Origin of the sequence: Geobacillus zalihae NBRC 101842 (assembly GCF_001544135.1) — a bacterium.
Taxonomy (GTDB): Bacteria; Bacillota; Bacilli; order Bacillales; family Anoxybacillaceae; genus Geobacillus; species Geobacillus zalihae.
This window is the reverse complement of sequence record NZ_BCPV01000049.1, coordinates 1-26,894: the sequence shown is the minus strand read 5'-3', so window position 1 is coordinate 26,894 and position 26,894 is coordinate 1. Positions and strand designations below refer to the sequence as shown.

Here is a 26,894-nt window from a genome sequence, read left to right as displayed (position 1 = left end):
GGCTTGAATGATATCGTTGCGATCCTTGTGAAATACATTGGCAATCACCGTATCTTTCAGCCATTTCCATAAGCGTTCGATCGGGTTCAGCTGTGGCGAATAGGGAGGAAGGTAAATAAAGTGAAAACACTGCCCTTCTTCCCGCAAAAACTCCTTGACCATTTTGGCATGGTGAATGCGGGCGTTATCCAACACCAAAACCATGAGACGGTCTAAATAGCGCTGTTTGAGCATTCTCAAGAAATCCAAGAACGTCGCGGCATTAGCAGCGGTCGTTTGATGAAGCACCGTTTCGCCATCGTGGATGTTGACCGCGCCAAACAGCGATACGTGGGCATGATGGCCGAACGTCGGCACTTGTTTTTGGCGGCCGACTTCCGACCATGTGGACCGCAAGACATGGTAAGAGCGGATATGGGTTTCATCGATGTACAGAAGAACAGCATCTTCTGTCTCCTTGGTGATCAAGTTTTTTTTATCAGATCCATTTGTTTTTCAAATTGCTTTTGCTCATCCGGATTTCCTTTCGCCAGTGTGTACGTCGGCCGTGTCCACGACAGCCCTTTGCGGTGCAGGAGTTTTCGCAGCGCTTCGCGGGAAATGGAAACACCGAATTGCTTTGCGACATAGGATTGCAGGAGTTTGGTGTTCCACGCCGAAGCGACGTCCCAGCCCAGTTCCGCGGGAGTAGTGGTCAACACAAGCTGTTTGATCTTTTCCTGCTGTTCTTCGGTGAGAAACGGCTCCCGCCCGGGGGCGAAATCCTGATGAAGCAGGAGTTCAAGGCCGCCTTCGTTGAACAGCGACACATAATGGGAAACAGTTTGTCGGCACACGTTGACCATGGAGGCCACCTCTTTGCCCAAATAGCCTTCCATGACCAGGCGGACGGCCATCACACGTTGGCGAAGAAGGGTGTTTTTGATTTTCCGTTCCTGTTTGCGAAGTGTCCGAGGTGTCCATCCGTGATCGTTGGTGATTTTGAGACGTTTCATGCAGAATTCCGCTCCTTTTCCGTGAAAATCCCACGTTGGTGAGTGGTGATTTTCATGCCCGAGTGGAGGGCAAAACGTTGCCCATGGACCTTTTCCGTGAAAATACATGCGCCTTCAGCGGTCATTTTCATCCCCGGGTGGAGGACAAAACGTTGTCCATGGATCTTTTCCGTGAAAATGCAGCGCCTTGAGCAGTCATTTTCATGCCGGGTGGAGGGCAAAGGGTGCTGCCCATGGACCTTTTCCATGTTTTTCATTAGGAGCAGTATAACCGGAGTGGGCACCACTTATACGAAGGTTAACTTTTCAATGAGCATATATATAATTTATGATTAATATACTCAGATCAATAGTTGAAATATAGAAATAATTGTATTTTATGCAGTAAAATGGCTCTTCACCACAAAGTGTACTTGACAAAGAAAGACGATTATGATAAAGAAAATCAAAACAGCATTTTTCCTTTTTATACCACACATCTCTTTGAGCAACATTGCTATCATGTTTGTCTTTAAAAGTCAAGTACATCTTTTGGTGATGAACCTATTTTTATATTAACAACCCCAAGTTATGGTGATGAACCAGTAAAATAGTAATATTAGTGATATTTTTGTATATTGAAAGGGGAGGTTTCATTGGCAAACTGTCAAAAAGCAAATACGAAAAAAACGATTGCCAATTTACTACGAGCCCGTTTCCCATTTCTTTATATTTCTACGTGGGAAGAAGAAAGAGTTCTTTCATTAATTCGCTCTATTGCTTCTGATCTTTCATTGATTAAAACGCCTAGGGAAGTCATCACGTGGAAGTTAACAACAGGGCTGGCAAATAACGATAAGCAGTTTCATGATACAAAAAACCCGATGAAGGCGTTAGAGTTTATAGAGAGCTACGAAGAACCGGCTATTTTTGTCCTTCAAGATTTTCACATTTACTTTGGAGATCAGGGGAGATTACCGGATTTTCAAATAATCAGGAAATTAAGGGATATGACTATAAGCATTAAGCAAAGTGCATATCCGAAAAATGTCATTTTTGTTTCACCGATCCTTCTGCTTCCAACTGATCTTCAAAAGGATATTACCATTATCGATTTTGAGCTCCCTACTTTCGAAGAGATCATGCACATTTTAGAGGAAATGATTGATGTCAATAAGCAAAGCGGACGAATTACCATTGATTTAAAAGAGAACGAAAAAGAAAAATTAGCGAAAGCAGCGTTAGGCTTGACCCTTTCGGAAGCAGAAAATGCTTTTGCTCGGGCGATGGTAGAGGACGGCAGGCTTGATATCAATGATGTGGAAGTGATTTTAGAAGAAAAAGAGCAAATTATTAAAAAAACAGGAATTTTAGAGTTTGTACATAGCCATTTAAATATGGATGACGTGGGCGGATTAGAGAATTTAAAAAGATGGCTTAAGAAACGGAACAAATCGTGGCTGGAATCTGCCCAAAAATATGGACTTCCTTCTCCAAAAGGAGTATTGATTACAGGAGTTCCTGGGTGTGGAAAAAGTTTAATTAGTAAAGCGATTAGTGCAATGTGGCAGCTTCCATTATTACGGTTGGATATTGGGAAAATTTTCAGCGGAATCGTCGGTAGTAGTGAAGAAAACATGCGAAAAGCCATCAAAACGGCTGAAGCAATTGCCCCTTCCATTCTTTGGATTGATGAAATTGAAAAAGGTTTTAGCGGGTTACATTCTAATGGCGACAGCGGTACGGCATCACGAATTTTTGGACACTTTTTAACGTGGATGCAGGAAAAAACGAAGCCTGTGTTTGTCATTGCTACGGCTAATAATATTTCCAGTTTGCCGCCAGAGTTTTTGCGAAAGGGGCGTTTCGATGAAGTGTTTTTCGTTGACCTTCCAACCCATCGCGAACGGGTTGAAATTTTTCGGGTTCATTTAAATAAACGATTGAAAGATCCGGGTGTAATAGGTTCTTTTACTGTATCAGAAGAAAATTTAAACAGACTAGCTGATTTAACGGAAGGATTTATCGGAGCAGAAATTGAACAGGTCGTTGTTGATGGCTTGTTTGAAGCTTTTTCCGAAGATCGAAGTGTCACGTTCGAGGATTTTGAAAAAGCGTGTAAACAAATGGTTCCTCTATCTGTTACACAGGCTGAGCAAATTCAACAGATTCGCCAATGGGCCAATGTCCGGGCTGTAACGGCTACCCCTCGAGAAGATTTGCAGGAATATGTGGCCAGTGATCAGAACAGTCATCATGAAGATGTACGCCGATCACGCGGAGGAAGAACGATAGATTTCTAAAAATAAATTTGAAGGTGAGAAATGTGAGTATTGAATTAGTGTTAATTCCTATTGGAATCGCTATTACACAATCTGTAAGTGCAATGCTTGAAAAGACAGGGGAAATGGACCATACGTTCAAAGTAACGACCATTATGAAGGATGAGAGTTTGCTGCAAAAGGCATTGGAGCAATATGGATGCAATGTAAACGTATTGACAAAAGACAACTACGAAACAGAAATAGCAAAAACAAAAATCCTTTTCCAAAAAAATAACGATGGTGTTTTTGAAGCCGTTTTTGATGAAGATGTAAAGTTGGAGGATGCTGCAAATTTTATTGAAAATCTTACAAGTGAATATAAATATGTCCTTCAACAAGAAACATACAGAAAGGTCATCGAGAGAGCAAAAGAAAAAGGCTTTATTTTGGAGTCAGAAGAAATACAGGGAGATCGAACGATTATGCTGACTCTAAAAGTAAATTCGTAAGGTGGTCCAAATGGAAGAGAAAAAAATTATTATCAAAATCACAGAGGACGGGAAAATTTTTGCTGAGACATCAGGGATGAAGGGTAAGCAATGTCTTGAGTATATTCAAATATTAGAGGAATTGCTCGAAGCTGAAACGATCGATTCTGAATTTACACATGAGTACTTTGAAACAAATGTTGTAATGAATGAGACACAACGGCAAATGATTAAAGGGGAGTGAGAGAATGCGCAAGCCGATTACAAATAAAGGGATAAAATGGGAAATCATGAATTCCATTTGGATGCTTTGGGCGATTCTATCGTTTGGATTTTTTAACTATGTTTCTTTTTTTTATGCCGCCTATAGAGTAAAACAAAGAAAGTGGTTTATTTGGGGGCTGCTCTATTCCATACCATTTATCTTGTTTGTCATTTCGATGGAAGCAATCGATGAAAAGCATTGGTTGGATGACCTTATCTTCGCAATCTATTTTATTGCTTGGATTGTCTCTATTATTCATGTTTTTAAAATGAGAGCCGAATATTTGCTGCGTCTTGAAGCAAGAGTTTCGTTGAAAGAGAATGAGCTGGAACAATTGAAAAAATCCATTAAAAAAGAGTATGAAGCTTTGGACGGTCCTTCAATCGATGAAACTGTGAAAAATAAGGCGGATATGAAAGATGGAAAAGTAAATATAGAAGGTCGTGCCATCGATAGACCAATTGACATTAATACTGCGACAGAAGAAGAAATTGCGTCAATCTCTGCCATTGGCGGGCTATTGGCTAAAAAAGTGGTTGCTGTCCGTGCTCAGGAAGGCGGTTTTCGATCTTTAGAACACTTTGCCGAATCCCTGCAATTAAAGCCGCATGTCATTGAAAAGATTAAACCATTTGTTAAATTTCCTGAAGTCGAAGCTGCACGAAAACAAGGTAAACATGAAGGAAGGGTAGTAGACTTTTAATGAAGCTTACGATTCATCGTTTTTTACCATTGACAACAGTAGAAGGTCCAGGGAAAAGGGCTTGCCTTTGGGTGCAAGGGTGTTCGATTCGCTGTAAGGGATGTGCCGTTCCTTGGACATGGGATAAAAATAAAGGTGAAGAGAAAACGGTTCAAGAGTTGTTTATAGAAATTGAAAAAAGTAAAAGAGAAAACGGTATTGAAGGTGTTACGTTCCTTGGAGGCGAACCGTTTGATCAAGCCTTGCCTTTAGCAAAATTGGCTTCGATGGTGAAAGAAATCGGTTTAACGGTCATGACTTTTACAGGGTACTTATATGAAGATATTGTATCTTCAAATAACAAGGAGCAAATCGAGCTCTTAAAGGTTACCGATTTATTAATCGATGGCCCTTTTGTAAAAGAAAAAATAGATTTAAGCCGCCCTTGGATCGGTTCGTCAAACCAAAGGTATCATTTCCTGACATCAAGGTATGAACATTTAAGGGATCAACTATCGACAATTCCTAATAGAATCGAAGTTAGACTAAGCCCAGACGGTTCCATATCTGTAAACGGCATGGCCATGCTTGACTCATTAGGGGAAATTTTTTTTGATGAAGAATATGAGATAAAAGGAAAAAAATAAAATGTCGATCATCATATCTTTCTGATGAACGTGGTAAAAGTGGATGATAGAGAAGTTTCAAGGAAAAAGGAAACAAAGCAATCTACCTAATTAAGTAAAAAAATTTCAAACGGCCATCTCTATTTTGTTGTATGATTGGAAAAAATGGATAGATAAGCAGCGAAAAAGAGGCTGTCCGATAAGTCCCCTTTGTGCTTTTTCGTGTTTTCTGTGAAAGTAGCTGGCGGATGCCTGCTGCTTTCAGTATGTTGTAGTCATAAAACTTTTATGGCTAATAAGACAATAAAAGAAGTTCTGGCGTTAATATCTAACGAAAAAATTTGCAATTTAACATGTAAGGGACTAGGAAAAGAAAATGTTGAAGTAAATGAATGAATGGATGAAATATATCACCGAAGAAATCAGATTGCCCATCAATCGGATCGAGTTCATAACCAAGATGGACAGAATCCTATTTTTAAAAAAGAGGAGGTGAAACGATATGCGCATTTTACGTCCAGCGGTATCGCCAGTTGCGGCGTCCAACTCGGGAAGACTTTCTAAATCCGTTCCGGGCAACTTAAAATGACAAACGTCTGATTTCCCTATGAAGATTATCGGAAGAGCGTTTCCGCGAAGGCGGTGCGCTCTTCTTTTTTCTTGCGCGCCTGTGCACTATGATTCGAAATTACCGTGTGGACTTGCCTTGAAATCCATTAAAGGTTTTTAAAAACGTAGGAAAAAGAGGAGAGAAGGAGTTAGAAAACTCTTAATTATAAGGAGTCCGAGCCCTCTTTTTAAAGTAAAAAAGAGGGGAAAAGGATCCCATAAAAACTTGACTCACACTAACTAAGGGCGTTGATTGCGGGTGTTTTCCATCCGGCTTTTGGCGGTTTCCTTTGATGAGGAAGGATGCATATGGGTGATGGGGCAATTGGCGGCTCGATCTCTCCATTGGCGGGAAACGATGATGGTGCACAAATACACGATAATTTGTTAAAATATTATGTATATTTTGTGAAAATAAAAGCGCCGTTTTTTGGAAGCCGGAGAGGCGTTCTTCGTAAAAAAGATAAAGATTTATTTTACGTAAACGAAACAAAATCATCAAATATGTAAGGTAACCTATATATTTAGAATAAGCGGTTTGCCGACCGTTCCATAACCGAAAGAATGGGGGAGAGCGCAGTGGAAAAGATAGAAGATGCCTTGTCTTTGGAGACAAAGAGGCGTCCGGGATGGAAACTGTATGTTTCTTTGCCGGTTTTATCGTGGGCGTTGTATGATTTTGCGAATACGATTTTTTCTTCGAATGTGAATACGATTTTTTTCCCGCTTTATGTTTCGGAAACGGTGGGAAAAAGCGAGAGCTTGAACCAGATCGCCAGTACATTTATTTCGTATGCGAATGCGTTAGCCTCTTTCTTTTTAGTTTTATTTTCTCCTTTATACGGCACATGGATTGACCGGACTGGGAGAAGAAAGAAATGGCTTGGGATATTTACAGTTCTTGCGGTTGTAGCGACTTTGCTTATGGGCGTTGCCGGATATTCGAATCATGGGAATTTCATTTTTGGATTGCCGGTGTCTTTTGTCATCACCGTGCTTTTATTTGTCGCAGCAAAATTTTTTTACCATTCGAGCCTCGTTTTTTACGATTCCATGATTTCGAGTTTGGGGAATAAACAGGAAATTCCGCTCATCTCCGGTTTTGGCGTTGCCGTCGGATATGTCGGAACGCTTGTCGGGCTTGCCGTGTATCCGTTTGTTGGCGAAAAGGATTACTACCGGGCTTTTATTCCAAGTGCTCTTTTGTTTCTCCTCTTTTCTTTACCGCTTTTTTTCTTTGTCAAAGAAGAAGCCGCTGCACTAAAACGAAAGACCGGATTTTTTGCGGGCTATCGGGATATTTATGCGACGTTGAAAGAAATGAAAAAGTATCAACACATTTTTACATTCATGATTGCTTATTTCTTTTTAAATGATGCCGTGGCGACGACGATCGCCATCATGTCCGTTTATGCCAAAGCCATTGCCGGGTTTACGGCGGGGGAATTTATCCTTTTATATTTAGTTTCCACCGTTTCTAGCATTATAGGTTCCTTTCTTTTTGGCTATATTACGAGAAGCAAAGGGGCAAAAAAAGCGGTTTTGTATGTTGGCATCATGATGTGCATTGCGCTGGCAGTAGGGGCGTTTGCTTATTCCAAGCTTTCTTTGTGGATCGCCGGAAGTTTGTTCGGCGTCAGTTTAGGAGCGATGTGGGTCACTTCGAGAACGTATATTGTCGAACTTTCGCCGAAAGACAAGCAAGGGCAATTTTTCGGACTGTTCGCTTTTTCCGGAAAAGTGTCGGCCATCATTGGTCCGACGATTTATGGAAGCATTACTCTCCTTCTTCATTCGTATGGAAACATTGCCAATCGGTTGGCGATGGGATCGCTTTTGGTGATGGTGCTCCTTGGCATTTTCTTTTTGCGGAAAGTAAAGCCGCAGGCGCCTGCCGAACCGGAAAGCTGACGGGAGATTTTATGGGTGCCTGTCACTTGTCAAAGGTGATTCCGTCAAAGAAGTGATGGAAACATGTGAAAAAAGCAACCGGCCGCAAATCCGCCATGGAATCCGCCGTCCGCCCGAGCGCCCCGGTGCGCCTTGTGGCGTCATCGAAAAAAAATTTAGGAAAGCTTCTCACCGCGCAACAGTGAGAAGCTTTTTTAGTGGATCGATTTTTTCGGTTGATGTTCACTCTATATAGGCTGTTTAAATAAAAAATGTATACAAAAAATTCCGCTAATACGACCAATTTCGACAAAATTCCTAGGTTGTATTGGTTAAAATATACTTATCAAGATAAAAAAAATAGAAAATTAGGTGACAAAAGTATGAGTAGAAGCGAGGAGCTTTTTCACAAGGCGGTTTTTTTGGAGAATCGCCATCGGTTTGCGGAAGCGGCTTTTTATTACGAAGAACTGGCAAAAGAGGAACATGTCACGTTAGATATGCTATATGCTTTAATGAAATATTTTCATAGAATAGGGAATTTCCAAAAGGTATTGCAGGTGGCAAAAGAAGCATTAGAAAAAGGAGGGATTGGCGAATCTATGGAAACGAACATCGGATAACGAACCATATGCCAACGGGAAGTCCGTCCTGATGATAGGGCGGTTTATTTATGGGAAAAAATCTGTGAACTAGTCAACACCGGAATGCTGGGAAGTCCCTATGTCCTGGGTCTTCGTTCTTAAAAAATTTATAGAAGGAAAAGGGTTCTGAGGAAAAAGGTCGAAATTAAACAACGGACATCTACATCGACGGACATGGAGGGAATTCCATTGAGTGCGTTTCGGGAACTTGGCAGATTAGCAGGGAAGGCAACAGGGGCATTGATCGGAGGAATGGTAAACGCAGTCGGCGAACTGGCGGACAGCCGCTTTCTCAAAGAGGTCGGAAACGGGGTGAAAAAGGCGTCTGAGTTCGCTGGCGACACGTTCGGCCAGGCAGTCGACGGCGTGTGGAATACGGCTTCCGGCCTTATCCAAAAGGACGAGGCGAAGATTGAGAGGGGGATCGAGAGCATCGGCCAGTCGATTTCACGCACGGCAAAAGGCGTATATGAGACCGCTAAATATACATACGAAAGCGGCAAGGAAGTGTATGAGGGGATGCGCGATGATGACGTCCAAAAGGTGAAAAACGGGCTGGCCAGCATCGCCAAAACGGCGGCGATAGGAACGTTGGCTGTCGGAATTGTCGACATGATCGATGGAGCAGACTACGGTGATGGGGTCGAGGGGAGTGAAGATGTGAACTTGGAAACCCATGGTGCAGATGTTCAGAGTCAGCTGGTCAGTTCCGCGTCCCTTGAAGCAGCTGCGGCCGTCGAGTCAGACGAAAGTCCGGGAACGCATCATGTCCGCCCGCACTGGGTGGAAGGACATTGGCGTGACGGGCAGTGGATTGAAGGATATTGGCGCGACGGCGACGGGAATACTGATGTGAATTTGACCGAGGAACAGGGCGGCGGCTATGAGCGGACGAATCCGGACGGGAATCCGGAGAACAACTTCACGTCGGCCTGAAGACCTTTAGGGCAGTGCGGTGCGCAGCCGCGATGAATCGCAATCGATGGTTTTGACAATTGAGGCCGTTCATACATAGAGAAGGGGGGAGCCTGCAGGGTGCTGGATCGGATCAAAGGCGGACTGTTTGGGGTGGCGATCGGGGATGCGCTTGGGGCGACGACGGAGTTTATGAGCGCTGATGACGTCCGCCGTAAGTATGGAAAGGTGACGGACATCATTGGCGGCGGTTTCCTTGACTTGAAGCCCGGGGAAGTAACGGACGATACGGCGATGACGATCGCGGTGGCGCGGGGGATTATTCGCGATCCGACATGCCCGATTCATGACATTGGCGAAGAGTTTTGGCGGTGGTACGAGACTGACCCGCCCGATGTCGGCATCATCATCCGCACGGTGTTGAGGCGGTATCAGGGCGACTGGTTTGCGGCCGCGGTGCAGGCTTGCGAGGAGTTAGGGGGAAGATGTGCAGGCAATGGGTCACTGATGCGCTGTTTGCCGATCGCGCTGGCATATGCGGACCAAGAGAAGATGGAAGAAATAACGGCTTTGCATTCCCGCATGACGCATGCGGACGAACGGGCGACAGAGGCGTGCCTGATTTACAACCGCGTCGCCTTTCGGGTGCTTCAAGGAGAGCCGCTCGCCAAGGCGATTCGGAAAGAAGTGGAGCATACCCGTTATGAGCCGCTGCTTATGGTGACGCCTGTCTACCCTCCTGACGGGTATGTCGTCCATACGATGGGGTGGGTGCTGCATTGGCTGCTCCGTTGTGACTCGTTCGAAGATGTCGTCATTTCGGCGGCGAATATGGGTGGAGACAGCGATACGATTGCAGCCATTGCGGGAGGACTGAAAGGGCTGGAAATCGGATACAGCCAGCTGCCGAAGCGGTTTGTGGAAGCGATCGTTTGCGCTGATGAATTGGAAAAACTGGCGTTGCAATTGGCGGATGTTCGGCGTTCGTTCAGTTCGAGCGGTGCGGATGGGGCGAATGGAATGAGGGACAAAGAAGGATAGGGGGTGAAACGGATGGATCGACAAACGTTTGCCGAGAACATGTGGAAATCGTTGTTGGTTGAACTGTACGAAGGAAAAATCGTATCGACGTTCAAAGGGAAGGAAGCGTTTCGCGTCGTCTCGTTTTCTGATGAGGGGATTACCGTGCGCTTGAGTTCGAAGGAAAAGGAAGTGTTTCTAAGCAAGAAGGCGATGCTCAACGTGATTGAAAAACTCATCGCCCATGAAGATGGCGTGCGGCAAAAAATGGTGGACCCGGAATCCCGTCTAAAGTTAGGGCTGTTTTTGCTTCACCCGTGGACGGAGAAAGTGATGCGCCAGGAGGAGGGGAAACGCCGTCCGTATTTGTTGTTAACGGATGAGGCACGTTGGCGGCTGGCAAGCGGGGAGAAGAGTGTTTGACGCGCTTTGAAGTGTGCCCGCTTTTGCGGCGAAAAACCAAAGGCAAAGTCCGGCTGTTGCTTGTTCTACACGCAAGAACAGCACTGATTCCTGTGGGGAAAAAGCGGATGAAAAGAGCCGCACGGTGGCGGTTCTTTGGCGCTATGGGGACGGCGGCTGATCGTTGTCCATTTCCTTCGCGAGATCGGCGACTTCGGCGACGGTCAGCCCGATTCGCTTTGTTGTTTCCGGCATCAGGAACATCATTCTGGGAGGAAGTGATAACAAGGAATGCTTGTTTCGTTTTGATCGGCTCTGCGGTTTGCCATTGGCGACCGGCAAAATAGAGAAATGACTTTGTTGTGCTTTTAGGAAGACGATGCGGTCTAAATCATCTGTTGATGAAGTCATTCAATTCTTGGAGCATGCCCGTGAATATTGGGTCATGATGAATGGTGTCATATATGCTCGGAGAAATGGTGATATAATCATTTGATAAAAGATTAAGCAGTCTATGTTCGTGTTGAGGAAACAGAAGAGGATAAAGCGCAAAATCTTTTATATTGGCTGTGACGAGAATGCAGTCGTATTGCCAAGCGGTTAGCAGGATACGGGCATCAGACACGCTGCCGTATTCCATGTCTCTCATGGCATTGATTTTCCTCTGGTATTCAGAGCGAATATAAGCCACCATTTTCCTTACTTGATGTTCCATATCGGGAGTTGTCCAATCGGGAATCGTTATCGTTATATTTTCCAACAATTCCGAGATCCGTTGCCTTTCCTTTTCGCCAAGTGTGTAGGATTGCAATTCAAGCTCTCGGATGACTTCTTTAGGGATATAGAGCACAGCCTCTTCATGGCGAACTTCCTGCAAAACATCTTTCCAAAAACGCTTGGCGGCTTTTTTGTGGTTCGTGTGGGCAGATGGGCTTGACTTGTATCGGAATACGTTTGTATCCAGCAAATATGCTTTTGTTTCCGTGCCGTTTCCGCTCATGAAGAACTTTCTCCTATTCTCCAAACTCTTTTTCCATTTTTTCCGCGATACGAATCGACTGGCTTTTCAGCTGTTCTCTCATTTGGAGAAATGAAGGCCAGTTTGGGTGGTGAAAAAACTGTGCGGCCGGGATGATCCATTTTCCACTGTCTCCAAGCCGTTGGTAAGCCTCGATTTTTCCTTCTGCGCAATAACGGCGCACCATTTGCGGCGTGACATCAAGCAGAAGAGCCACATCGCGGACATGGAGATCATCTGGAATTGTTTGTTCCGCCATTTCGGTAAGAATATGCCGTACGCTCTGTTTTTCCTGGTCGCTTAGGTTGGAATAGATTTCTTTTTTTCGCTTCTCAAGTTCAAGCGACTGTTGGACCAATTCTACATAACGTCGAACGTTGTCGCTTAGTACAGTTTCGTGAAGAGGTGGGGGGGCTGTCTTTCGGGTTTCTGTTTTGCGGGACAAAGTACTCATTTTTCTTTCCCTCCTTGATGTTTATATCCATTATACTATTTTGGCTGGAGAAACAAAAGAAAAAAAGGAAACAAAAGAAATTGAGATCTTGCCAAGCAGCAAAGGGAAGATGAAAAGAGCCGCGCGGTTGCGGCTCTTTTGTGCTGCCTATCGGTCCATTTCCTTTGCGAGGTCGGCGACTTCGGCGACGGTCAGGCCGGTTCGTTTCGCCACTTCGTGGATGGGCAAGACATCAAGGAAGTTTTTGGCGATTTCAATGGCTTTCTGTTTTTCGGCTTGCTTAATCACTTGTTCTTTTTCCTGTACGATTTTTTGCAGGGCTTGCTCTTTTTCCTGCATTACTTTCCTCAACATTTCTTCTCTTTCTTGTTCAAGTTCTTCGACTAACAGACGGAACACTTTGTTCATTTTGATCCACTCCTTTACTTTTTCGGCGTATGACCGGTCGATGAATTTGTCTGTGGCGGTCAGGACGCCGGCGATGATGTGCAGCTGTTTCGGTTCGTCGTCGATCGTTTTTGCCAGTTCGATCGTTTTTTCGATCATCGTTTGCCGGTCGAAGCGGGTGTGCATGAGCGGAACGAGGATGAGTTTCATCGTTTCTTCCGGAGTGAGCGGTTCGCCGTTGTGGACTTTTTCTTCAATGGCATGGAAAATGGCATCGCCGTTGAATTCGCCAAGCAGCACCGCTTTGGATGAAAGAAGCACGTCGCCGGCGTCAAGCTGTTCGCGGGCGCTCGTGACATCGCTTGTGTAAATGACCACAATGCGAACCGGACGGATTCGTTTTTCCTGTTGATAGTATGTGTGAAGGAGCCGACAGGCATAATCGAGATACTTCAAATGGTTGTCGAGAAATCGTTCGTTGCTTTCGTACTCAAGAAGCAAAATGGAATCGTCTTCGAGAAGAAACACGGTGTCGGCGCGCCGTTCATCCGCCCGTACAGACGGAAATTCGGTTGGCAGCACTGCTTTGATCCGCGGGAGTCCGTGAAGTCCGTATACATCGAGGGCTTGATTTTGGTACAATGCGCTGAGTGATTTGAACAAAATGTCCTTGGCGTGATGCGAGATCCCGCCTGCCATCGTCTCCACTCCATTCGCTTTTTATCTTATCTAAATTATACTACTTGACCGACCGGTTGTCAGCTGCCATCGCGGGCGGAAACACGTTGGTCACCCGATGAGAGCGAACAGCATTTCACTGAAAATGGAAGATTCCTCTAGCAGGTAAAACGCTCCTTCATCTATTGACTCTCGGCAGAACAGACGGATGACACTGTTTTGCCTTCACGGCCGAATAAACACTTCCGTTCCGTTTGGGACGATGGAGGCGAGCTCGAGCACGTCTTTGTTGTGCATGCGGATGCAGCCTTTGGATACGTATTTGCCGATTGAGGACGGGTCGTTTGTGCCGTGAATGCCGTAATGGATTTTGGATAGGCTTAACCACATCGCGCCGAACGGTCCGCCTGGGTTCGGCTGGCGGTTGACGATGACAAAGTCGCCGATCGGCGTGGCGGTGACCATTTTCCCGACGCCGACGGGATACGTGCGGATCGTCCGCCCTTGGTGTTTTAACGTCAGCTGGCGGCGGCTGATCGAAATGTGGATCGTGTACGGAATCGATCCTTTCGGCGGAAGGTGGGGGATGACGATCCCTTGGCCAGGGAAGATGACGGACGAGGCCGTTAAGCCGTTGGCCCGAAGCAAGGCCTCGACGGACGTCCGGTAGTCGCGGGCGATGGAAGCGATCGTTTCCCCGCGTTTGACGATATGTTTGTACATGGCATTTCGCTCCTTTTTTTCGCTGGATGGAGAAACCAGCTCCGATTGATGATACATTAGTGTATGAGAAGATTCGGATGAGGTTGCTCAAATGGGAAGAGAGTCTCATGCGCATGGCATGCGGCCGCCAATGCCGTATGAACGCGCTGTGCGTTAGTCTATACTTGACAGGGAGCGTTGCCTAACGGGTGTTTCTTGTCAAAACGTGTAGGTGAAAAAGGAGGATGGCGCGAATGAGAACGTTTGTCCTAAAACCGGAAGGACAGAAGGTTGATTATGAGCTGTATGCCGAGCTCTCCCCTGTCCCGCTTGAGATCATTGACGGCGATCTCTTTTTTACGAAAGAGGAGCGGGAAAACTTGCTTAAGCTGTTGATATACAATGTCGGCATTAATCGGACGCTTGAGATCATCGAGGAATGGAAGGAGCGGTGAAAGCGGCGCCCGGTCGATATCGGGGCCGCATCGATGTTGGGGGTTACGGGCGGTAAGGGAACAAAATGCTCTTTTCCCCTTTTTCTGTGGCGACGAAGACGTCTTGGTGGATCTCGAACACGCCAAAGACGCTATGGAACGTCTGAATGACGCGGACGCGATACACGTCGTGAAGCGGTTTGTTCTCATCAGACATCGACCATGACGACAGGTTTTCCACCTCATCGATGCGGTAGTCGAACGTCTCGACGCCGAAGTCTTGCATAAAGACGTGGGCGCGGCGCTGGATGTAGACGTCTTTTGGGAATTTCTTTTTCATGAGCGGGTGAAACAGCTCCCAAGAGCTGCCAAAATCCCCTGCCTGTTCATAGCGGTAAAACGTGTCTACGATTTCCTTCGCCTCATTTTGTTCGTTCGAAAGAAACAGGGTCAAAATCGCCACCAACACGGCGGCGGCGGTGAGAACCGCCACCCCCGTCCTGGCTCGGATCGTTTTTTGGCGGTAGCGTGGGAACATGGGGTCTTCTCTCCTCTCTGTTATACCATATGCACGATGGACGGCCGATATGGGCGGAGAAAGGAAGAGCGCTCGATATGACGGTGCTTTTGAGTCAAAAAATCCGCTGTGGTGTAGTAAAATAGAGGGCAGAAGCCATTGCAGCGGAAGTGAATTCATTCGTTCTATGCGGAAACGGGTGGGAAAGCGGAGCGTCCATCGGCTCCGTTTTTCCTTTTCCATGTTGAGAAAAACCGAACGTGCAGGAGAGGGAGAGAGGGATGAAGAGATCATTCATTTATGTGTTGCTTGTCGGGATTATGGTCGCCTGGGGATTGAATGTGACGGCGTTGAAAATTCTCGTTGATCATTTCGCGCCTGTGACGTTGACGGCGCTGCGCATTTTCACGGCTGGGGTGGTCGTGCTTTTGTTTTTATGGGGGAGCGGGCAGCTTCGGAAAGTCAGTTGGAATGAGGCGAAACAGATCGGGGTGGCGGCGCTGTTCAGCGTCGTTGCCCACCATTTTTTCCTTTCGGTTGGGCTGACGAGGACGACGGCGGCGAATGCGGGATTGATTTTAGGGCTCGTGCCGCTGGTGACGTCGTTGTTGGCGATGATGTTTTTGCGTCATCGGTTGACGGTGTTTCGGCTGCTTGGCATTGCCTCGGGGTTTTGCGGCGTCGTGTTTGTCGTCGCAAACGGCGATGGCGGTCTCGGCCATTTGTCGGTCGGGGACGTATACGTGTTTTTGGCGGTGTTGGCGCAAGCGATCAGCTTTATTATGATCAAAAAGGCGACGGTCGAAGCGCGGGTGATGACAGGGTGGATGTTGGTGTTCGGGTCGGTGTGGCTGTTTGTTTTAAGCCTCGTGCTGGAACCAGGCGGCGTGTCGAGTTTGAAAGACGGCACACCGTCGCTTTGGATGATTTTTCTCGCTTCGGCGGTCGTGGCGACGGCGCTCGGCCATATGTTTTACAACCAGGCGGTGCAGCACCTCGGCCCCGCCGAGTCGGCGGTGTTCATCAACTTGAATCCGCTCTTTTCCTTGCTTGGCGCTTATTGGTTTCTCGATGAGACGATCTCGCTCGGGCAACTGGCAGGCTTTTTGTTCATCGTGGCGGGCGTCGTGCTTGGCAGCGGGGGATTGGATGACATGAGCGCCCGCTTCCGCCGGGCGAAAGTGGCGGCTGGGGGGCGGAAGGTGGGGATGTAGCCGCGTTGGGATCCCTCACTTCGCGGTCTTGGGTGTAACGGGCGAACTATTCGTTTCGGAAAGAGGGAGGGCTTCACGTGGCAGTCAGTGTCTTGGCGGTCCTTTTTGAAAAGGGACGGCCACTTTTTTTGTGCCATCGGCAGGATTATTTTGCTTGATGATGTCGAAAAAGAGAATACGAAACCCATTCGTGTGAGGTGAATGTATGGCGATCGATCACGACCGGTTGTTCAAGGAGTTGTTACAGACGTTTTTTGAGGAATTTGTGCTGCTCTTTTTCCCGGATATGCATGAGCATATTGATTTCAACCATTTGTCGTTTTTGTCCGAAGAGCTGTTTACGGACGTAACGGCTGGGGAGAAGTACCGCGTTGACCTGCTCGTCGAGACGAAGTTCAAAGGAAAAGACGGATTGATCATTGTTCACGTAGAAAACCAAGCGTACGTTCAATCGTCATTTCCAGAAAGAATGTTTCTTTACTTCAGCCGCTTGTTTGAAAAATACCGCACTCCGATCATTCCGATTGCCGTCTTCAGCTATGATGCCATCCGAGATGAACCCTCTTCGTTCACGCTCTCCTTTCCGTTTGGCGATGTGCTTGACTTTCGCTTTTTCCATGTGGAGTTGCGCAAGCAAAACTGGCGCCAATTCATCCGCACCGACAACCCGGTGGCGGCTGCGCTGCTTAGCAAAATGGGGTATACTGAAAGTGAACGAGTGGAACTGAAAAAGCAATTTTTGCGCATGTTGGTGCGTCTTGAGCTAGACGAGGCAAGACAGCGTTTGTTGATGGGCTTTTTTGAAACGTATGTGAAGCTGTCCGATGAAGAAGAACAACAGCTTCGAAGTGAGGTGGAACAAATGGAGACGAAAGAAAAAGAACGCGTGCTGGAATTGATCATTTCGTACGAGCAAAAGGGAAAAATTCAAGGCCGAAAGGAAGGACGGGAGGAAGGGCGCAAAGAGGGAGCGGAACAAGAAAAACGGCACATTGCGAAACGGATGTTGATGAAAGGGTTTGATGCGCAGACGATTCACGAACTGACCGGATTGCCTGTGACGGAGATTGAGGAAATGAAACAAAGCGGCTTCAAGTGAATGGAAATCAAACAGGCGGGGCAAAAGGCCAGCCCCGCCCTAGCGCGTTGGTTTTGCTGCTGTGGATTCCCGTTTGATCAGTTTCGTAGACAATAGCACTTCCTGAAAAGGTTCGTTCGGGTTGTCCCACCGCCATCGCAACAATTCCACCGCTCGTTTGCCGTAGCGCTTCAGGTCGATGTCGACGGTCGTGATTTTCGGCGTCGCGATTTGCGAAAGCTGTCCGTTGTCAAAGCTGCAGACGGAAACGTCATCGGGCACTTTTAGCCCGTACTGCTGCAGGCCGGTGCTGACGAAAAAGCCAAGCCCGTCATTGACGCAAAACCAGGCGGTCGGCTGCCGCTTCAGCTCGCGGATGTAGCCTGCGATGACCGTTTCGTCTTCTTGCGCCTGGCAGAACATCCACTCCTCGTTCGGCTTCACCCCATAGTCTTTCAGCGCCAATAAGTACCCTTCATACCGCTCTTGATAGCTCGGCGAATAGTTGACGTCGCCGACAAACGCGATGTCAGTATGGTTGAGCTCCAACAAATGCTGGACGGCCACATACGCCCCGAACCGATTGTTTGTCAGCACCGCATCGGCTGGAATGTTCGGATGGTGATGGTCGACCAGGACGGTCGGGATGCCGGTGGCGACGATTTGTTGGATGTACTCGGTGCTGATGTGGGAAAGGACGATCACGCCGTCGACTTGTTTTTCCTCGATGAACGAAGGCAAAAGAAGCCGTTCTTTTTGTTCTTTGTTCACCGATTGGATGTGCAGCTTCATGCCGTGTGACAGCGCTTCCTGTTCAATGCTTAAGTAGATTTCGCCAAAAAATTTCAGCGAAAACGTGCGGTCGGAGGCGATGAGGGCGAATTGCCTCGGCGGTTTGCCGCGCGACTTCGCGCGGGAGGCGGGATATTCATACCCCATTTCTTTGGCTACACGCTTCACAAGCTCCCTCGTTTCTTCGCTGACCCCTTCTTTGCCGCGCAGCGCTTGAGAGACCGAGTTTTTGGAAATGTTCAGTCGATCGGCGATGTCTTGCATGGTGATGCGTTTTTTCATGTAGTCTACACCTACTATTCGATTTGCTTATCATTATTGTCATAAAAAGTTTAATTGGATTGAAAGTGCTCTTCGATTTCCACAAATAGATGACTTGTGATATACATAACAGCAAAGCAAAAAGGTCCAACAACAAGATACCAAGGTATTTTAGGAAAATGGTACAATAATAAATATAATAATGCAATAAGAGCTGATAAAATGATTGTCGTTTTCCACTTTGTCGTGAAGCACCAAATGGCTAATTTTATGGCAGCCCAACTTTTCATTTGAAAATAAGAAAGTAAAGGATATAAGTATATTCCTACACATACGTTTAACAATAATAAGATATATAAAAATGGTATGACATATAAACCGAGCGCATGTTGTTTCATAAATAAGATATCGACTGCCAAAATGATAGTAAGGATTGCTTGGAAGAGCCCCAGCATAGAACATTGGATAAAGTTGGTTTTGACTCCGTAAAAAAATGATTTTGTGAGTTCTACCTGCTTTTCCCTGATGATTTTTCCCATTACATGATACGAGGCTGTTAAAGCAGGTGGAATCGGAATAAAGGAAACCAATGTGAGTAACAACGTGATAGTGTTCGGGTGATTCCAAAACCAAAATAAAGATAATAAAAATGGGATGCAAAATAAAAAGAAATAACAATTACAGACAGTGAGCCAATAAATATGTAAAATCAGCCGATAAAACAAATTGTTTTGCATATCCATTGTTGACATGACCCTCTATTCCTCCTAATTAGTCGAGGCAGGGGAATTCTGCTTTTCTTCCCCCATTTATCCTTTAATGCCGGTAATGGAAATGCCTTCGACAAAGTATTTCTGCAAGGAAAAGAATAAAACTAATGTTGGAAGCAACACAAGCAAGGAAGCTGCCATCAGAGGGCCCCACTCGACTTTTGTCATTCCATTAAACATGGCAAGTCCGAGTTGGAGAGTAAATTTATTCGAGTCGTTCAGGTACATTAAGGGTCCGAGCAAGTCATTCCATGAACCCTGGAACGAGAACAGAGCGATTGTTACTAAGGCAGGTTTTGATAAAGGTAAGAAAATCTTATAAAATATTTGCCATCGTGACGCGCCATCCATAAGTGCCGCTTCTTCTAACTCGCGCGGAATGGTGAGAAAAAACTGGCGCAACAAAAATACGAATACAGCTTGTCCCCCGAAGAAGGCAGGAACAATCAGCGGTTTGAAGGTGTTGATCCATCCTAATTTGCTGAACATGATGAATACAGGAATCATTGTGATTTCTCCCGGCAACATAATCGTTGATAATAAAATCATAAACCAAATATTTTTTCCGGGGAAGTCAAAACGGGCAAATCCATAAGCTACTAAAGCAGAAACAAACACCTCAGCAATCATACGAAAAAATGTAATAATGACAGTGTTCTTTAAGTATAAGAAAAATGGAATATCCGTAATGGCGCGTTGATAATTTTCCCAATGAAGAGAATCAGGAAACCACTGAGGAGGGATTTGGAAAATAACACTTCCAGATTTTAATGATGTTGAAATCATCCATAGTAAAGGCAACACTGTAGCTGTTGAAGAGACGATCAAGAACAGATAGACAAAAATGGTTTGGATGCGTTTCCGTTGAGTGATCGTCAATGATGGCATGGTTAACTCACCTACTTTTATTTTTTGTTTTTTTCTTTTTGCCATTCTCTAATTCCCCTGAATAGAAGACCCAGAGGGGAGAGGTTTTGAACACGAGTAAAGTCAACAATAAAATAATGATAAATAAAATCCAAGCCATCGCTGTGGCATATCCCATTTTGTAAAAATTAAAGGCGTTCTCATATAGATAAACCATGTAAAATTGTGCTTGATTACCTGCGCCTCCAATGATGTAGGCATCATTGAATTTACGAAATGCTCCGATGATGCCCATGACAAGATTATAAAAAATCACGGGGCTAAGCATCGGAAGGGTAATGTGACGAAATTTAGTCCACCAACCGGCTCCGTCAATTTCAGCCGATTCGTATAAACTTCGAGGAATATCTTGTAAGCCGGCAAGGTAAGTCAACATTCCACCCCCCGCTCCCCAAATGGCCATCATCACGTACGAAGGCAATACCCAAGCCGGGTCACCGAGCCAATTAGGCCCTGAAATCCCTATATAAGAAAGAAGAAAATTGATCAAACCGTAGTCGGGGTCTAAAATCCATCTCCACAGTAGGGCAATCGATACGCCCGAAACGACAGCTGGGAGATAAAGGGCAGTACGAAAAAGGTAGATTCCTTTCACTTTTACATTAACAATTACAGCAATTAAGAGAGAAGATACGATACCTAAAGGGATAGCGAATGCAGCATAGATAACGGTAACTTTTAAAGAATTTAAGAAATTTGGGTCTTTGAAAAGGGAAATATAGTTATCTAGACCAATAAATTTAGGTTCAGTAAACGAATTCCAATCAGTAAAACCGATATAGAAGGCGAATCCAATGGGGAAAATAGTAAAAATAAAAAATCCTAAGATCCATGGTAGGATAAATATATACCCTTCATATTTCTTAATGTTCTTTTTCACGAGTCCCACCTTCATATTGTTTAGGATAAAAACCATTCAATGAATCATCAAAAAATACAGAAATGAAGAGGCCGTCTTGAAATCGCGAGGTAGACAGCCTCTTCTTTAATTTTCATTGACCTAAAATTTTGCGAAGAGCATTCCCAGCATCTTTTGCAGCCTGTTCAGGCGATTTTTTGCCTAAAAGGATTGGTTCATACAACTGTTGCCAAATCGCTGTATCCAATTCATTTTGTTTATCTTGGTTATTGAAGCCACGCGAAATGGTCGAGCTTTCTTTGATTACATCAATAGCATATGCTTTGTCAGGGCGAATTTTCGCTACATTTGTTAAATCTGATTTTGTTGGGGGAAGTATTTTCCACTCGTGAATCGCGTTCGTTAGATCGATCAGCGCTTCTGCTGCTACTTCTTTGTTTTTCGTTGTACTTGACATAACGGTGGCAGCGATCCAACTGAATGTCGCTTCTTTCGTTGCATGAGGTACTTTTGTCATACCGACTTTGAATGCGTCCCCGATTTGTTTTTCCAAATCGTCACCAGCCCCACCGAAGAACATAGCTACTTTTCCAGTTTTGAACATTTCAGGTCCACCGGTATTTTGGGCCTGTGTTTTAGACGGGGTTACTTTATCTTTGTTGATTAGTTGATCAAACATTTTAATGCCTTCGATTGCTTCAGGCTCATCGATGCGCACTTTCCCATCTTTGTCGACAATTTCTCCACCATATGTCCAAATCCAGAGTGCGATTGGCGGCCATCCATCAACAACAGTTCCAAACTGGTCAACTTTCCCATCGTTATTTGTATCCTTTGTCAGCTTGATGGCTGCTTTTCTAAAATCCTCCCATGTCCAGTTCGGTTTCGGAAGTTCCACTCCATACTTTTCAAAGAGTGTTTGGTTATAATAGAGCATTACTGGTTGGTTAATCCAAGGAAGGCCATACAATTTTCCATCTACTTCCCCAATTTTCAATGGCCCTTCAAAGTAATCATCAAGGTTTACTTCTGGGTGATCCTTTACATATTCATCAATTGGTGAGATTACTCCTAACTTCGCGTACATAGGTATGTACTCCTGGGATAGCCAAAATAAATCAGGGGCTTGCTTAGCAGCAGCCATCGTTTGAATTTTCTTGTAATAATCAGCTGGAATGCTTTGGATTGTTAGATGATAGTCCTTTGCTTGTTGATTTAATTTGTCGACGATTGCTTGGAATTCTTTTAATTCCTGAGCACCTGCCCAGGTTCCAACCTTTAATTCTACTTTTTTGTTGCTAGACGAAGAGGAGCCCTCTTTCGCTGTGTTTGAACTGTCAGAGCATCCAATCATTCCAGTTAACATGAAAGCAACGGCGACTCCAGATATGACTTTTCGCCAAAAGTTTCTTTTCACATTGTTCTCCCCCTTTTTGTTAACTGTTTTGGTAGCGCTAACAATAGCAGTTAAAAAATAAAGTATTTTGTAACCTGATTATTACATTATTTTTCGATTTTGTCAATTAACAAAACTTAAATTACATAGTTTGGAGGGGTCGTTTTCATTTTTGCTTACAAGACATCGTTTTGCGTTATTTATTTGATACTGTAGGTATGAACCTAACATGGTGCGTGTAATATTGAGTAAAAATATCGAAAAGATATTGACTTGATAGTTTATCGTTTTGTAATGTGAAAATGCATATTGTTAATTACTATATTGTAACTTGATTATTCGTGTGATAAATGAGAGAGTTAGGGGGATATGGATGCTATTGAGGACGCCGACCATGAAGACTTGCAAGACACTGCTTGAGGAATTTCAGCGTGCACCGCAGCCGCTTCGGGCGGAGAAGCTCGTGTTTGCCGGTGTCGGTGAGCGGGATGTGTACAACATTTCCGCGCCGTTTGAAGATGATGGCGAGTGGGTCATTGCCGGACGGGTGGAGGCACGAGACAGCGAGCAATCCGAAGTCTACTTTTTCGTCGAGCGTGAAGGGACATGGGTGCCGCGGGAAGGGGCGCCGGTGTTTGCGCTGCAGGATCCGTTTGTTTCGCGGGTGCACGGGCATCTTGTGTTTGGGGGGGTGGAGACGTTTCCGCATCCTGTGCTTCACGGGAAGTTGTATTGGCGGACGGTGTTGTACCGCGGAAACACGATCAAGGAATTGGCGCGTTTTTTCACCGGTCCCGACGGGATGAAAGACATTCGTCTTGTCGAGCTGCGGGATGGGTCGGTTGGGGTCTTCACCCGTCCGCAAGGGGCAAAAGGCGGACGCGGAAAAATCGGCTTCACCCGCATCGGTGCGCTCGATGAGTTGACGGTGGAGGCGATTGAGAAGGCTCCGCTCATTGACGGCCAATTTTCGGATGAAGAATGGGGCGGCGCCAATGAGGTGCATTTGCTTGACAATGGGCTCGTCGGCGTCTTGGGCCATATTGCTTGTTTCGATCACGAGCGGAACCGCCACTATTATCCGATGGTGTTTGCGTTCAATCCGGATACGGGGGAAGCGTCGGACATGGAGTTGATCGCCACAAGAGCCCATTTCCTCGATGGCCCGGCGAAGCGTCCGGATTTGGCGGATGTCGTGTTTAGCGGCGGACTGATTCGCAACGGGGACGGCACGGCCGATTTTTACGCTGGAACAAGTGACGCAGAAGCGCAAAAACTCACGATCGTGGATCCATTTACGAAATACGAAAGGCAGGGGTGACGATGCACCTTTACCGCTATGAAGAGAACCCGCTCATTACGCCGAACGATGTGCCGCCGTATCACGATGGGTTTGAAGTGATCGGGGCGTTTAACGCCGGGGTGGCGATGTTCCAAGGGGAGGTGTTGCTGCTGCTTCGGGTGGCGGAGCGCCCCGTGTCGGATGACCCGAATATCGTGAAAGCGCCGGTATGGAATCCAAAGACGGGGAAGGTCGAGGTTTACGAATTTCGCCAAGACGATCCGCGCTACGATTTTTCCGACCCGCGCGTTATTAAAGAGGCGGGGGCGGAGCGGTTCGCCTATTTGACGTCGCTTTCGTATTTGCGCCTCGCCCGCAGTCGGGACGGGCGGCGGTTTGTGATCGACGACCGCCCGTTCGTCTATCCATCGAATGAGCTCGAGACATTCGGTATTGAAGACCCGCGCATTACATGCATTGACGGCACGTATTACATTTATTTCAGCGCCGTGTCGCCAAAAGGAGTCGGCGAGGTGATGGTGTCGACAAAAGACTTTCAGACGGTGACGCACCACGGCATGATTTTCGCGCCGGAAAACAAAGATGTGCTCATTTTTCCGGAGAAGATCAACGGCAAGTATTACGCCCTTCATCGCCCGGTGCCGAGAAGCAACGGCCGCCCTGAGGTGTGGATTGCCGAGTCAGAGAATCTGCTTCATTGGGGGAATCATCGCTTTTTGTTCGGTCTGCGCGAAGGGAAGTGGGACAGCGCCCGCATCGGCGGCGGAGCGGTGCCGATCAAAACGGAGCGCGGCTGGCTTGAGTTGTACCACGGCGCATCGGATGACCACCGCTATTGCATGGGGGCGGTGCTGCTCGATTTGAACGACCCATCCAAAGTTCTCGCCCGCTCGGAGCAGCCGCTTGTCGAGCCGGAAGCGGATTATGAGGTGAACGGCTTTTTCGGCCGCGTCGTGTTTTCATGCGGGGCGATTGTCGATGGCGATATCGTAAAAATGTATTACGGCGCCGCGGATACGTCGATGGCGTGCATCGAGCTGAAGCTTAGCGAGATTTTGGATTCGCTTGTCAAGGAATGAACTTGTAAACGGGAAACGCCTGATGTGTCGGGCGTTTCTTTTTTGGTTTGCCGCGAACATACCGTGAGCGCAGGTGGGAGAGCGTTCAACGTTCATTGCGTCGTTTCGTTTCTTTTCCGTTCAACAGGATTTGGTATAATAAAAACAACGCCGATTCATCGGTCAGGTCGGCAGAGCGGTTTGCGGCTGGGCAATGAAAGACACTGGCCATGACTCGAAAGAACAGATGATCATCGGATAGAGGAGGAACCATCGGAGATGAAAAAAGTACGCAAAGCGATCATTCCGGCGGCCGGGCTTGGGACGCGGTTTTTGCCGGCGACGAAGGCAATGCCGAAGGAGATGCTTCCGATCGTTGATAAGCCGACGATTCAATATATTGTCGAAGAAGCCATCGCCTCAGGCATTGAGGACATCATCATCGTCACCGGGAAAGGGAAGCGGGCGATTGAGGATCATTTTGACTACGCGTTTGAGCTGGAACAGATGCTCAAGCAAAAAGGGAAGCTGGATCTGCTTGAGAAAGTGAAAGAGCCGTCGAAGGTGGACATCCACTACATTCGCCAAAAAGAGCCGAAAGGGCTCGGGCATGCGGTTTGGTGCGCGCGCAATTTCATTGGAGACGAGCCGTTTGCGGTGTTGTTGGGCGATGATATCGTCCAGGCGGAAAAGCCTTGTTTAAAACAGCTCATTGAGCAGTATGAACAAACGTTCAGCTCGGTGATTGGTGTCAAGCGCGTGCCGGAGGAAGAAACGCATCGCTACGGGATCATCGACCCGCTCGAGCAGCAAGGCCGGCGCTACCAAGTGCGCCGCTTCGTGGAAAAACCAGCTCCGGGCACAGCGCCGTCGAACTTGGCGATCGTCGGCCGCTACGTGTTGACGCCGGAAATTTTCTTGTTTTTAGAGAAACAGGAAGCCGGCGCAGGCGGGGAGATTCAGCTCACCGATGCGATCGGGCGGTTGAATGAAATTCAGCGCGTGTTTGCCTATGAATTTGAAGGAAAGCGGTACGATGTCGGCGAAAAGCTCGGCTTTATCGAAACGACGATTGAGTTTGCCTTGCAAAACGAGGAGCTGCGGGATGACTTGCTTTCGTTTTTGGAGCGGGTGGTGGCAGAGGCGAAGGGATCGAAGAACAACTAATCAAATTTTTCAGAAGATGAAGACAAAAAAGGAGGGTAGGATGTGGCGCGCATACGGATTGAACATTTTGGTCCTGTGAAGCTGTTTGATGAGGAGATCACGGATGTTACCGTTTTGATTGGCCCCCAAGCGAGCGGAAAAAGTACGATCAGCAAATTGATTTTTTTCTTTCAATCGATTCCTGATGAATGGGTAAACTATTTGCTTTCAGTACGTCAAACGGAAGAAAACAACCCATTTTTTGAGTTCAATAAACGTCTTCGGAGAAAATTTGTTGGGTACTTTGGCACAACCAAACATATGAAACCGTTTCATATTCGTTATGAGTATGATGTTGAAAAGTTTGTCCGTCTTGATTTAAAGGACGGTTATGTACAAATCCATTTCAGCGATCCGCTAAAACGGGAGATTCAGGAAAATTTTAAACATGTTGTGCAGATGAAAAAGGAAATGCAATATGAAGAACAACAGTTGGATGATTTTTGGAATGTCTCCTCGTGGAAAGTGCGTCAACAAAATGTGTTAGAAAAGGTCAAAGCAGCGATCACTGAGGTATTCGGCGATTCCAAAACACCCATTTTTATCCCTGCAGGGAGGAGTTTAGTTGCCACATTGTCGGATCAGCTTCAGGATATTAACCCGCAGCAACTCGATGTGTTGACAGAACAGTTTATCGAGCGAATTAATCTACTAAAGAAGATGTTTTCGCATTCGTTTGAGGAAATCATCGAAGATCGAAAAAAATTCTCGACAGAAAAAATTGACTTTGAGGCAATCCGACTGGCCATCAAGATGATCGAAGGCGTGATGAAAGGGAAATACATGTTCTCTGATTATGGGGAAAGGATTTTTTTTAATGAAAGAGAGTATACAAAACTGAAATTTTCATCTTCTGGACAACAGGAAGTCGTTTGGATTTTGCTGCTGATATTTACAATCATTCTGGAACGGCAGCGAGTGTTTATGGTGATTGAAGAACCCGAGGCACACTTATATCCGAACGCACAAAAAGAAATGGTTGCCTTATTTGCGTTGTTGCTGAATGTGACGAATAGTACGCTCGTGATTACGACTCATAGCCCGTACATTTTGTCTGCTTT

General features: G+C 46.2%; 30 protein-coding genes. 18 read left to right on the top strand and 12 right to left on the bottom strand.

Annotated features, from left to right (window positions below; all coding sequences use genetic code 11):
- A partial coding sequence (locus GZ1_RS12980; RefSeq protein ID WP_060788636.1) for an IS630 family transposase occupies positions 1-468 on the bottom strand: 468 nt, incomplete at its 3' end.
- Complete coding sequence (locus GZ1_RS12975; RefSeq protein WP_060788635.1) at positions 465-995, bottom strand: IS630 family transposase; 531 nt, start codon at positions 993-995, stop codon at positions 465-467. The genes GZ1_RS12975 and GZ1_RS12980, both read right to left, overlap by 4 nt.
- A gap of 635 nt (positions 996-1,630) precedes the next feature.
- On the opposite strand from GZ1_RS12975, the gene GZ1_RS12965 reads away from it, so the two are divergent.
- The 11 genes from GZ1_RS12965 to GZ1_RS12915 all read left to right on the top strand — a co-directional run bounded on the left by GZ1_RS12965 (position 1,631) and on the right by GZ1_RS12915 (position 10,800).
- The gene (locus tag GZ1_RS12965) at positions 1,631-3,277 is read left to right on the top strand and encodes a Ycf46 family AAA ATPase (protein ID WP_060788633.1); all 1,647 of its coding nucleotides are present in this window, start codon (positions 1,631-1,633) and stop codon (positions 3,275-3,277) included.
- 23 nt (positions 3,278-3,300) lie between these two features.
- Positions 3,301-3,747: a DUF1257 domain-containing protein gene (locus GZ1_RS12960; RefSeq protein WP_060788632.1), complete on the top strand. Its 447-nt coding sequence runs from the start codon at positions 3,301-3,303 to the stop codon at positions 3,745-3,747.
- A 10-nt stretch (positions 3,748-3,757) separates the two neighbouring features.
- Positions 3,758-3,970 (top strand): DUF2997 domain-containing protein, encoded by a 213-nt coding sequence (locus tag GZ1_RS12955; protein WP_060788631.1) that lies wholly within the window; start codon positions 3,758-3,760, stop codon positions 3,968-3,970.
- A gap of 4 nt (positions 3,971-3,974) precedes the next feature.
- The gene (locus GZ1_RS12950) at positions 3,975-4,694 is read left to right on the top strand and encodes a helix-hairpin-helix domain-containing protein (protein ID WP_060788630.1); all 720 of its coding nucleotides are present in this window, start codon (positions 3,975-3,977) and stop codon (positions 4,692-4,694) included.
- The gene (locus GZ1_RS12945; RefSeq protein WP_060788629.1) at positions 4,694-5,320 is read left to right on the top strand and encodes a 4Fe-4S single cluster domain-containing protein; all 627 of its coding nucleotides are present in this window, start codon (positions 4,694-4,696) and stop codon (positions 5,318-5,320) included. Before GZ1_RS12950 ends, GZ1_RS12945 begins: the two co-directional genes overlap by 1 nt.
- Positions 5,321-6,217: 897 nt before the next feature.
- Positions 6,218-6,418, top strand: a complete 201-nt coding sequence (locus GZ1_RS12940; protein ID WP_060788628.1) for a hypothetical protein — start codon at positions 6,218-6,220, stop codon at positions 6,416-6,418.
- A 54-nt stretch (positions 6,419-6,472) separates the two neighbouring features.
- Complete coding sequence (locus GZ1_RS12935) at positions 6,473-7,819, top strand: MFS transporter (RefSeq protein WP_373278106.1); 1,347 nt, start codon at positions 6,473-6,475, stop codon at positions 7,817-7,819.
- A gap of 362 nt (positions 7,820-8,181) precedes the next feature.
- Positions 8,182-8,421, top strand: a complete 240-nt coding sequence (locus GZ1_RS12930) for a hypothetical protein (RefSeq protein ID WP_060788626.1) — start codon at positions 8,182-8,184, stop codon at positions 8,419-8,421.
- A 210-nt stretch (positions 8,422-8,631) separates the two neighbouring features.
- Positions 8,632-9,378 carry a hypothetical protein gene (locus GZ1_RS12925; protein ID WP_157074370.1) on the top strand — a complete coding sequence of 249 codons (747 nt, stop codon included), beginning with the start codon at positions 8,632-8,634 and terminating at the stop codon, positions 9,376-9,378.
- Positions 9,379-9,477: 99 nt separating this feature from the next.
- The gene (locus GZ1_RS12920; protein WP_060788624.1) at positions 9,478-10,398 is read left to right on the top strand and encodes an ADP-ribosylglycohydrolase family protein; all 921 of its coding nucleotides are present in this window, start codon (positions 9,478-9,480) and stop codon (positions 10,396-10,398) included.
- 12 nt (positions 10,399-10,410) lie between these two features.
- The gene (locus GZ1_RS12915; protein ID WP_044744270.1) at positions 10,411-10,800 is read left to right on the top strand and encodes a hypothetical protein; all 390 of its coding nucleotides are present in this window, start codon (positions 10,411-10,413) and stop codon (positions 10,798-10,800) included.
- Between the two features lie 370 nt (positions 10,801-11,170).
- Here GZ1_RS12915 and GZ1_RS12910 read toward each other — a convergent pair whose 3' ends face one another.
- The 4 genes from GZ1_RS12910 to GZ1_RS12895 form a co-directional block, all read right to left on the bottom strand.
- Positions 11,171-11,779 carry a DUF4411 family protein gene (locus GZ1_RS12910; RefSeq protein ID WP_060788623.1) on the bottom strand — a complete coding sequence of 203 codons (609 nt, stop codon included), beginning with the start codon at positions 11,777-11,779 and terminating at the stop codon, positions 11,171-11,173.
- Positions 11,780-11,792: 13 nt separating this feature from the next.
- Entirely contained in the window at positions 11,793-12,251 is a 459-nt protein-coding gene (locus GZ1_RS12905; protein WP_013524778.1) for a MerR family transcriptional regulator, read from the bottom strand.
- A gap of 147 nt (positions 12,252-12,398) precedes the next feature.
- Complete coding sequence (locus GZ1_RS12900) at positions 12,399-13,337, bottom strand: RpnC/YadD family protein (RefSeq protein ID WP_060788622.1); 939 nt, start codon at positions 13,335-13,337, stop codon at positions 12,399-12,401.
- Between the two features lie 204 nt (positions 13,338-13,541).
- Positions 13,542-14,039, bottom strand: a complete 498-nt coding sequence (locus GZ1_RS12895; RefSeq protein WP_060788621.1) for a L,D-transpeptidase family protein — start codon at positions 14,037-14,039, stop codon at positions 13,542-13,544.
- A 233-nt stretch (positions 14,040-14,272) separates the two neighbouring features.
- Between GZ1_RS12895 and GZ1_RS12890 the strand changes: the two genes are divergently transcribed.
- A complete protein-coding gene (locus GZ1_RS12890; RefSeq protein WP_011232749.1) occupies positions 14,273-14,473 on the top strand; it encodes a hypothetical protein in 201 nt (66 codons plus the stop codon).
- Between the two features lie 43 nt (positions 14,474-14,516).
- Here the strand turns inward: GZ1_RS12890 and GZ1_RS12885 are convergent, their stop codons facing one another.
- Positions 14,517-14,990: a hypothetical protein gene (locus GZ1_RS12885; protein ID WP_060788620.1), complete on the bottom strand. Its 474-nt coding sequence runs from the start codon at positions 14,988-14,990 to the stop codon at positions 14,517-14,519.
- A gap of 260 nt (positions 14,991-15,250) precedes the next feature.
- On the opposite strand from GZ1_RS12885, the gene GZ1_RS12880 reads away from it, so the two are divergent.
- Together GZ1_RS12880 and GZ1_RS12875 are read left to right on the top strand one after the other, a co-directional pair.
- Complete coding sequence (locus GZ1_RS12880; protein ID WP_060788619.1) at positions 15,251-16,183, top strand: DMT family transporter; 933 nt, start codon at positions 15,251-15,253, stop codon at positions 16,181-16,183.
- Between the two features lie 205 nt (positions 16,184-16,388).
- Positions 16,389-17,282, top strand: coding sequence for an Rpn family recombination-promoting nuclease/putative transposase (locus GZ1_RS12875; RefSeq protein ID WP_013524772.1), 894 nt, complete (start codon positions 16,389-16,391; stop codon positions 17,280-17,282).
- A 39-nt stretch (positions 17,283-17,321) separates the two neighbouring features.
- Here GZ1_RS12875 and GZ1_RS12870 read toward each other — a convergent pair whose 3' ends face one another.
- The 5 genes from GZ1_RS12870 to GZ1_RS12850 form a co-directional block, all read right to left on the bottom strand.
- Positions 17,322-18,335 (bottom strand): LacI family DNA-binding transcriptional regulator, encoded by a 1,014-nt coding sequence (locus tag GZ1_RS12870; protein WP_060788618.1) that lies wholly within the window; start codon positions 18,333-18,335, stop codon positions 17,322-17,324.
- A 50-nt stretch (positions 18,336-18,385) separates the two neighbouring features.
- On the bottom strand, positions 18,386-19,066 hold the full coding sequence (locus GZ1_RS12865) for a DUF624 domain-containing protein (RefSeq protein ID WP_060788617.1): 681 nt from the start codon (positions 19,064-19,066) through the stop codon (positions 18,386-18,388).
- A 57-nt stretch (positions 19,067-19,123) separates the two neighbouring features.
- Positions 19,124-20,017 (bottom strand): carbohydrate ABC transporter permease, encoded by an 894-nt coding sequence (locus GZ1_RS12860; protein WP_083509306.1) that lies wholly within the window; start codon positions 20,015-20,017, stop codon positions 19,124-19,126.
- A complete protein-coding gene (locus tag GZ1_RS12855) occupies positions 19,980-20,891 on the bottom strand; it encodes a carbohydrate ABC transporter permease (protein WP_232722120.1) in 912 nt (303 codons plus the stop codon). The genes GZ1_RS12860 and GZ1_RS12855 overlap by 38 nt, the downstream gene beginning before the upstream one ends.
- Before the next feature lie 112 nt (positions 20,892-21,003).
- Positions 21,004-22,287 (bottom strand): ABC transporter substrate-binding protein, encoded by a 1,284-nt coding sequence (locus GZ1_RS12850; protein WP_060788615.1) that lies wholly within the window; start codon positions 22,285-22,287, stop codon positions 21,004-21,006.
- Between the two features lie 352 nt (positions 22,288-22,639).
- Between GZ1_RS12850 and GZ1_RS12845 the strand changes: the two genes are divergently transcribed.
- The 4 genes from GZ1_RS12845 to GZ1_RS12830 all read left to right on the top strand — a co-directional run.
- Complete coding sequence (locus GZ1_RS12845) at positions 22,640-23,587, top strand: MTP-1 family protein (RefSeq protein WP_060788614.1); 948 nt, start codon at positions 22,640-22,642, stop codon at positions 23,585-23,587.
- Positions 23,588-23,589: 2 nt separating this feature from the next.
- Positions 23,590-24,648, top strand: a complete 1,059-nt coding sequence (locus GZ1_RS12840; protein WP_060788613.1) for a BtaManbiosPhlase — start codon at positions 23,590-23,592, stop codon at positions 24,646-24,648.
- Positions 24,649-24,906: 258 nt separating this feature from the next.
- Complete coding sequence (gene galU, locus GZ1_RS12835; RefSeq protein ID WP_011232739.1) at positions 24,907-25,794, top strand: UTP--glucose-1-phosphate uridylyltransferase GalU; 888 nt, start codon at positions 24,907-24,909, stop codon at positions 25,792-25,794.
- Between the two features lie 42 nt (positions 25,795-25,836).
- The coding region (locus GZ1_RS12830; protein ID WP_060788612.1) for an AAA family ATPase at positions 25,837-26,894 on the top strand (1,058 nt) is incomplete at its 3' end.

Coding starts and splice junctions, on each gene's coding strand:
- GZ1_RS12880 (WP_060788619.1), top strand. CDS start 15,251: ATGAAGAGATCATTCATTTATGTGTTGCTTGTCGGGATTATGGTCGCC.
- GZ1_RS12900 (WP_060788622.1), bottom strand. CDS start 13,337: ATGGCAGGCGGGATCTCGCATCACGCCAAGGACATTTTGTTCAAATCA.
- GZ1_RS12860 (WP_083509306.1), bottom strand. CDS start 20,017: ATGGCAAAAAGAAAAAAACAAAAAATAAAAGTAGGTGAGTTAACCATG.
- GZ1_RS12875 (WP_013524772.1), top strand. CDS start 16,389: ATGGCGATCGATCACGACCGGTTGTTCAAGGAGTTGTTACAGACGTTT.
- GZ1_RS12940 (WP_060788628.1), top strand. CDS start 6,218: ATGGGTGATGGGGCAATTGGCGGCTCGATCTCTCCATTGGCGGGAAAC.
- GZ1_RS12955 (WP_060788631.1), top strand. CDS start 3,758: ATGGAAGAGAAAAAAATTATTATCAAAATCACAGAGGACGGGAAAATT.
- GZ1_RS12975 (WP_060788635.1), bottom strand. CDS start 995: ATGAAACGTCTCAAAATCACCAACGATCACGGATGGACACCTCGGACA.
- GZ1_RS12870 (WP_060788618.1), bottom strand. CDS start 18,335: ATGAAAAAACGCATCACCATGCAAGACATCGCCGATCGACTGAACATT.
- GZ1_RS12905 (WP_013524778.1), bottom strand. CDS start 12,251: ATGAGTACTTTGTCCCGCAAAACAGAAACCCGAAAGACAGCCCCCCCA.
- GZ1_RS12865 (WP_060788617.1), bottom strand. CDS start 19,066: ATGTCAACAATGGATATGCAAAACAATTTGTTTTATCGGCTGATTTTA.
- GZ1_RS12945 (WP_060788629.1), top strand. CDS start 4,694: ATGAAGCTTACGATTCATCGTTTTTTACCATTGACAACAGTAGAAGGT.
- GZ1_RS12950 (WP_060788630.1), top strand. CDS start 3,975: ATGCGCAAGCCGATTACAAATAAAGGGATAAAATGGGAAATCATGAAT.
- GZ1_RS12885 (WP_060788620.1), bottom strand. CDS start 14,990: ATGTTCCCACGCTACCGCCAAAAAACGATCCGAGCCAGGACGGGGGTG.
- GZ1_RS12895 (WP_060788621.1), bottom strand. CDS start 14,039: ATGTACAAACATATCGTCAAACGCGGGGAAACGATCGCTTCCATCGCC.
- GZ1_RS12840 (WP_060788613.1), top strand. CDS start 23,590: ATGCACCTTTACCGCTATGAAGAGAACCCGCTCATTACGCCGAACGAT.
- galU (WP_011232739.1), top strand. CDS start 24,907: ATGAAAAAAGTACGCAAAGCGATCATTCCGGCGGCCGGGCTTGGGACG.
- GZ1_RS12910 (WP_060788623.1), bottom strand. CDS start 11,779: ATGAGCGGAAACGGCACGGAAACAAAAGCATATTTGCTGGATACAAAC.
- GZ1_RS12890 (WP_011232749.1), top strand. CDS start 14,273: ATGAGAACGTTTGTCCTAAAACCGGAAGGACAGAAGGTTGATTATGAG.
- GZ1_RS12930 (WP_060788626.1), top strand. CDS start 8,182: ATGAGTAGAAGCGAGGAGCTTTTTCACAAGGCGGTTTTTTTGGAGAAT.
- GZ1_RS12845 (WP_060788614.1), top strand. CDS start 22,640: ATGCTATTGAGGACGCCGACCATGAAGACTTGCAAGACACTGCTTGAG.
- GZ1_RS12915 (WP_044744270.1), top strand. CDS start 10,411: ATGGATCGACAAACGTTTGCCGAGAACATGTGGAAATCGTTGTTGGTT.
- GZ1_RS12935 (WP_373278106.1), top strand. CDS start 6,473: ATGGGGGAGAGCGCAGTGGAAAAGATAGAAGATGCCTTGTCTTTGGAG.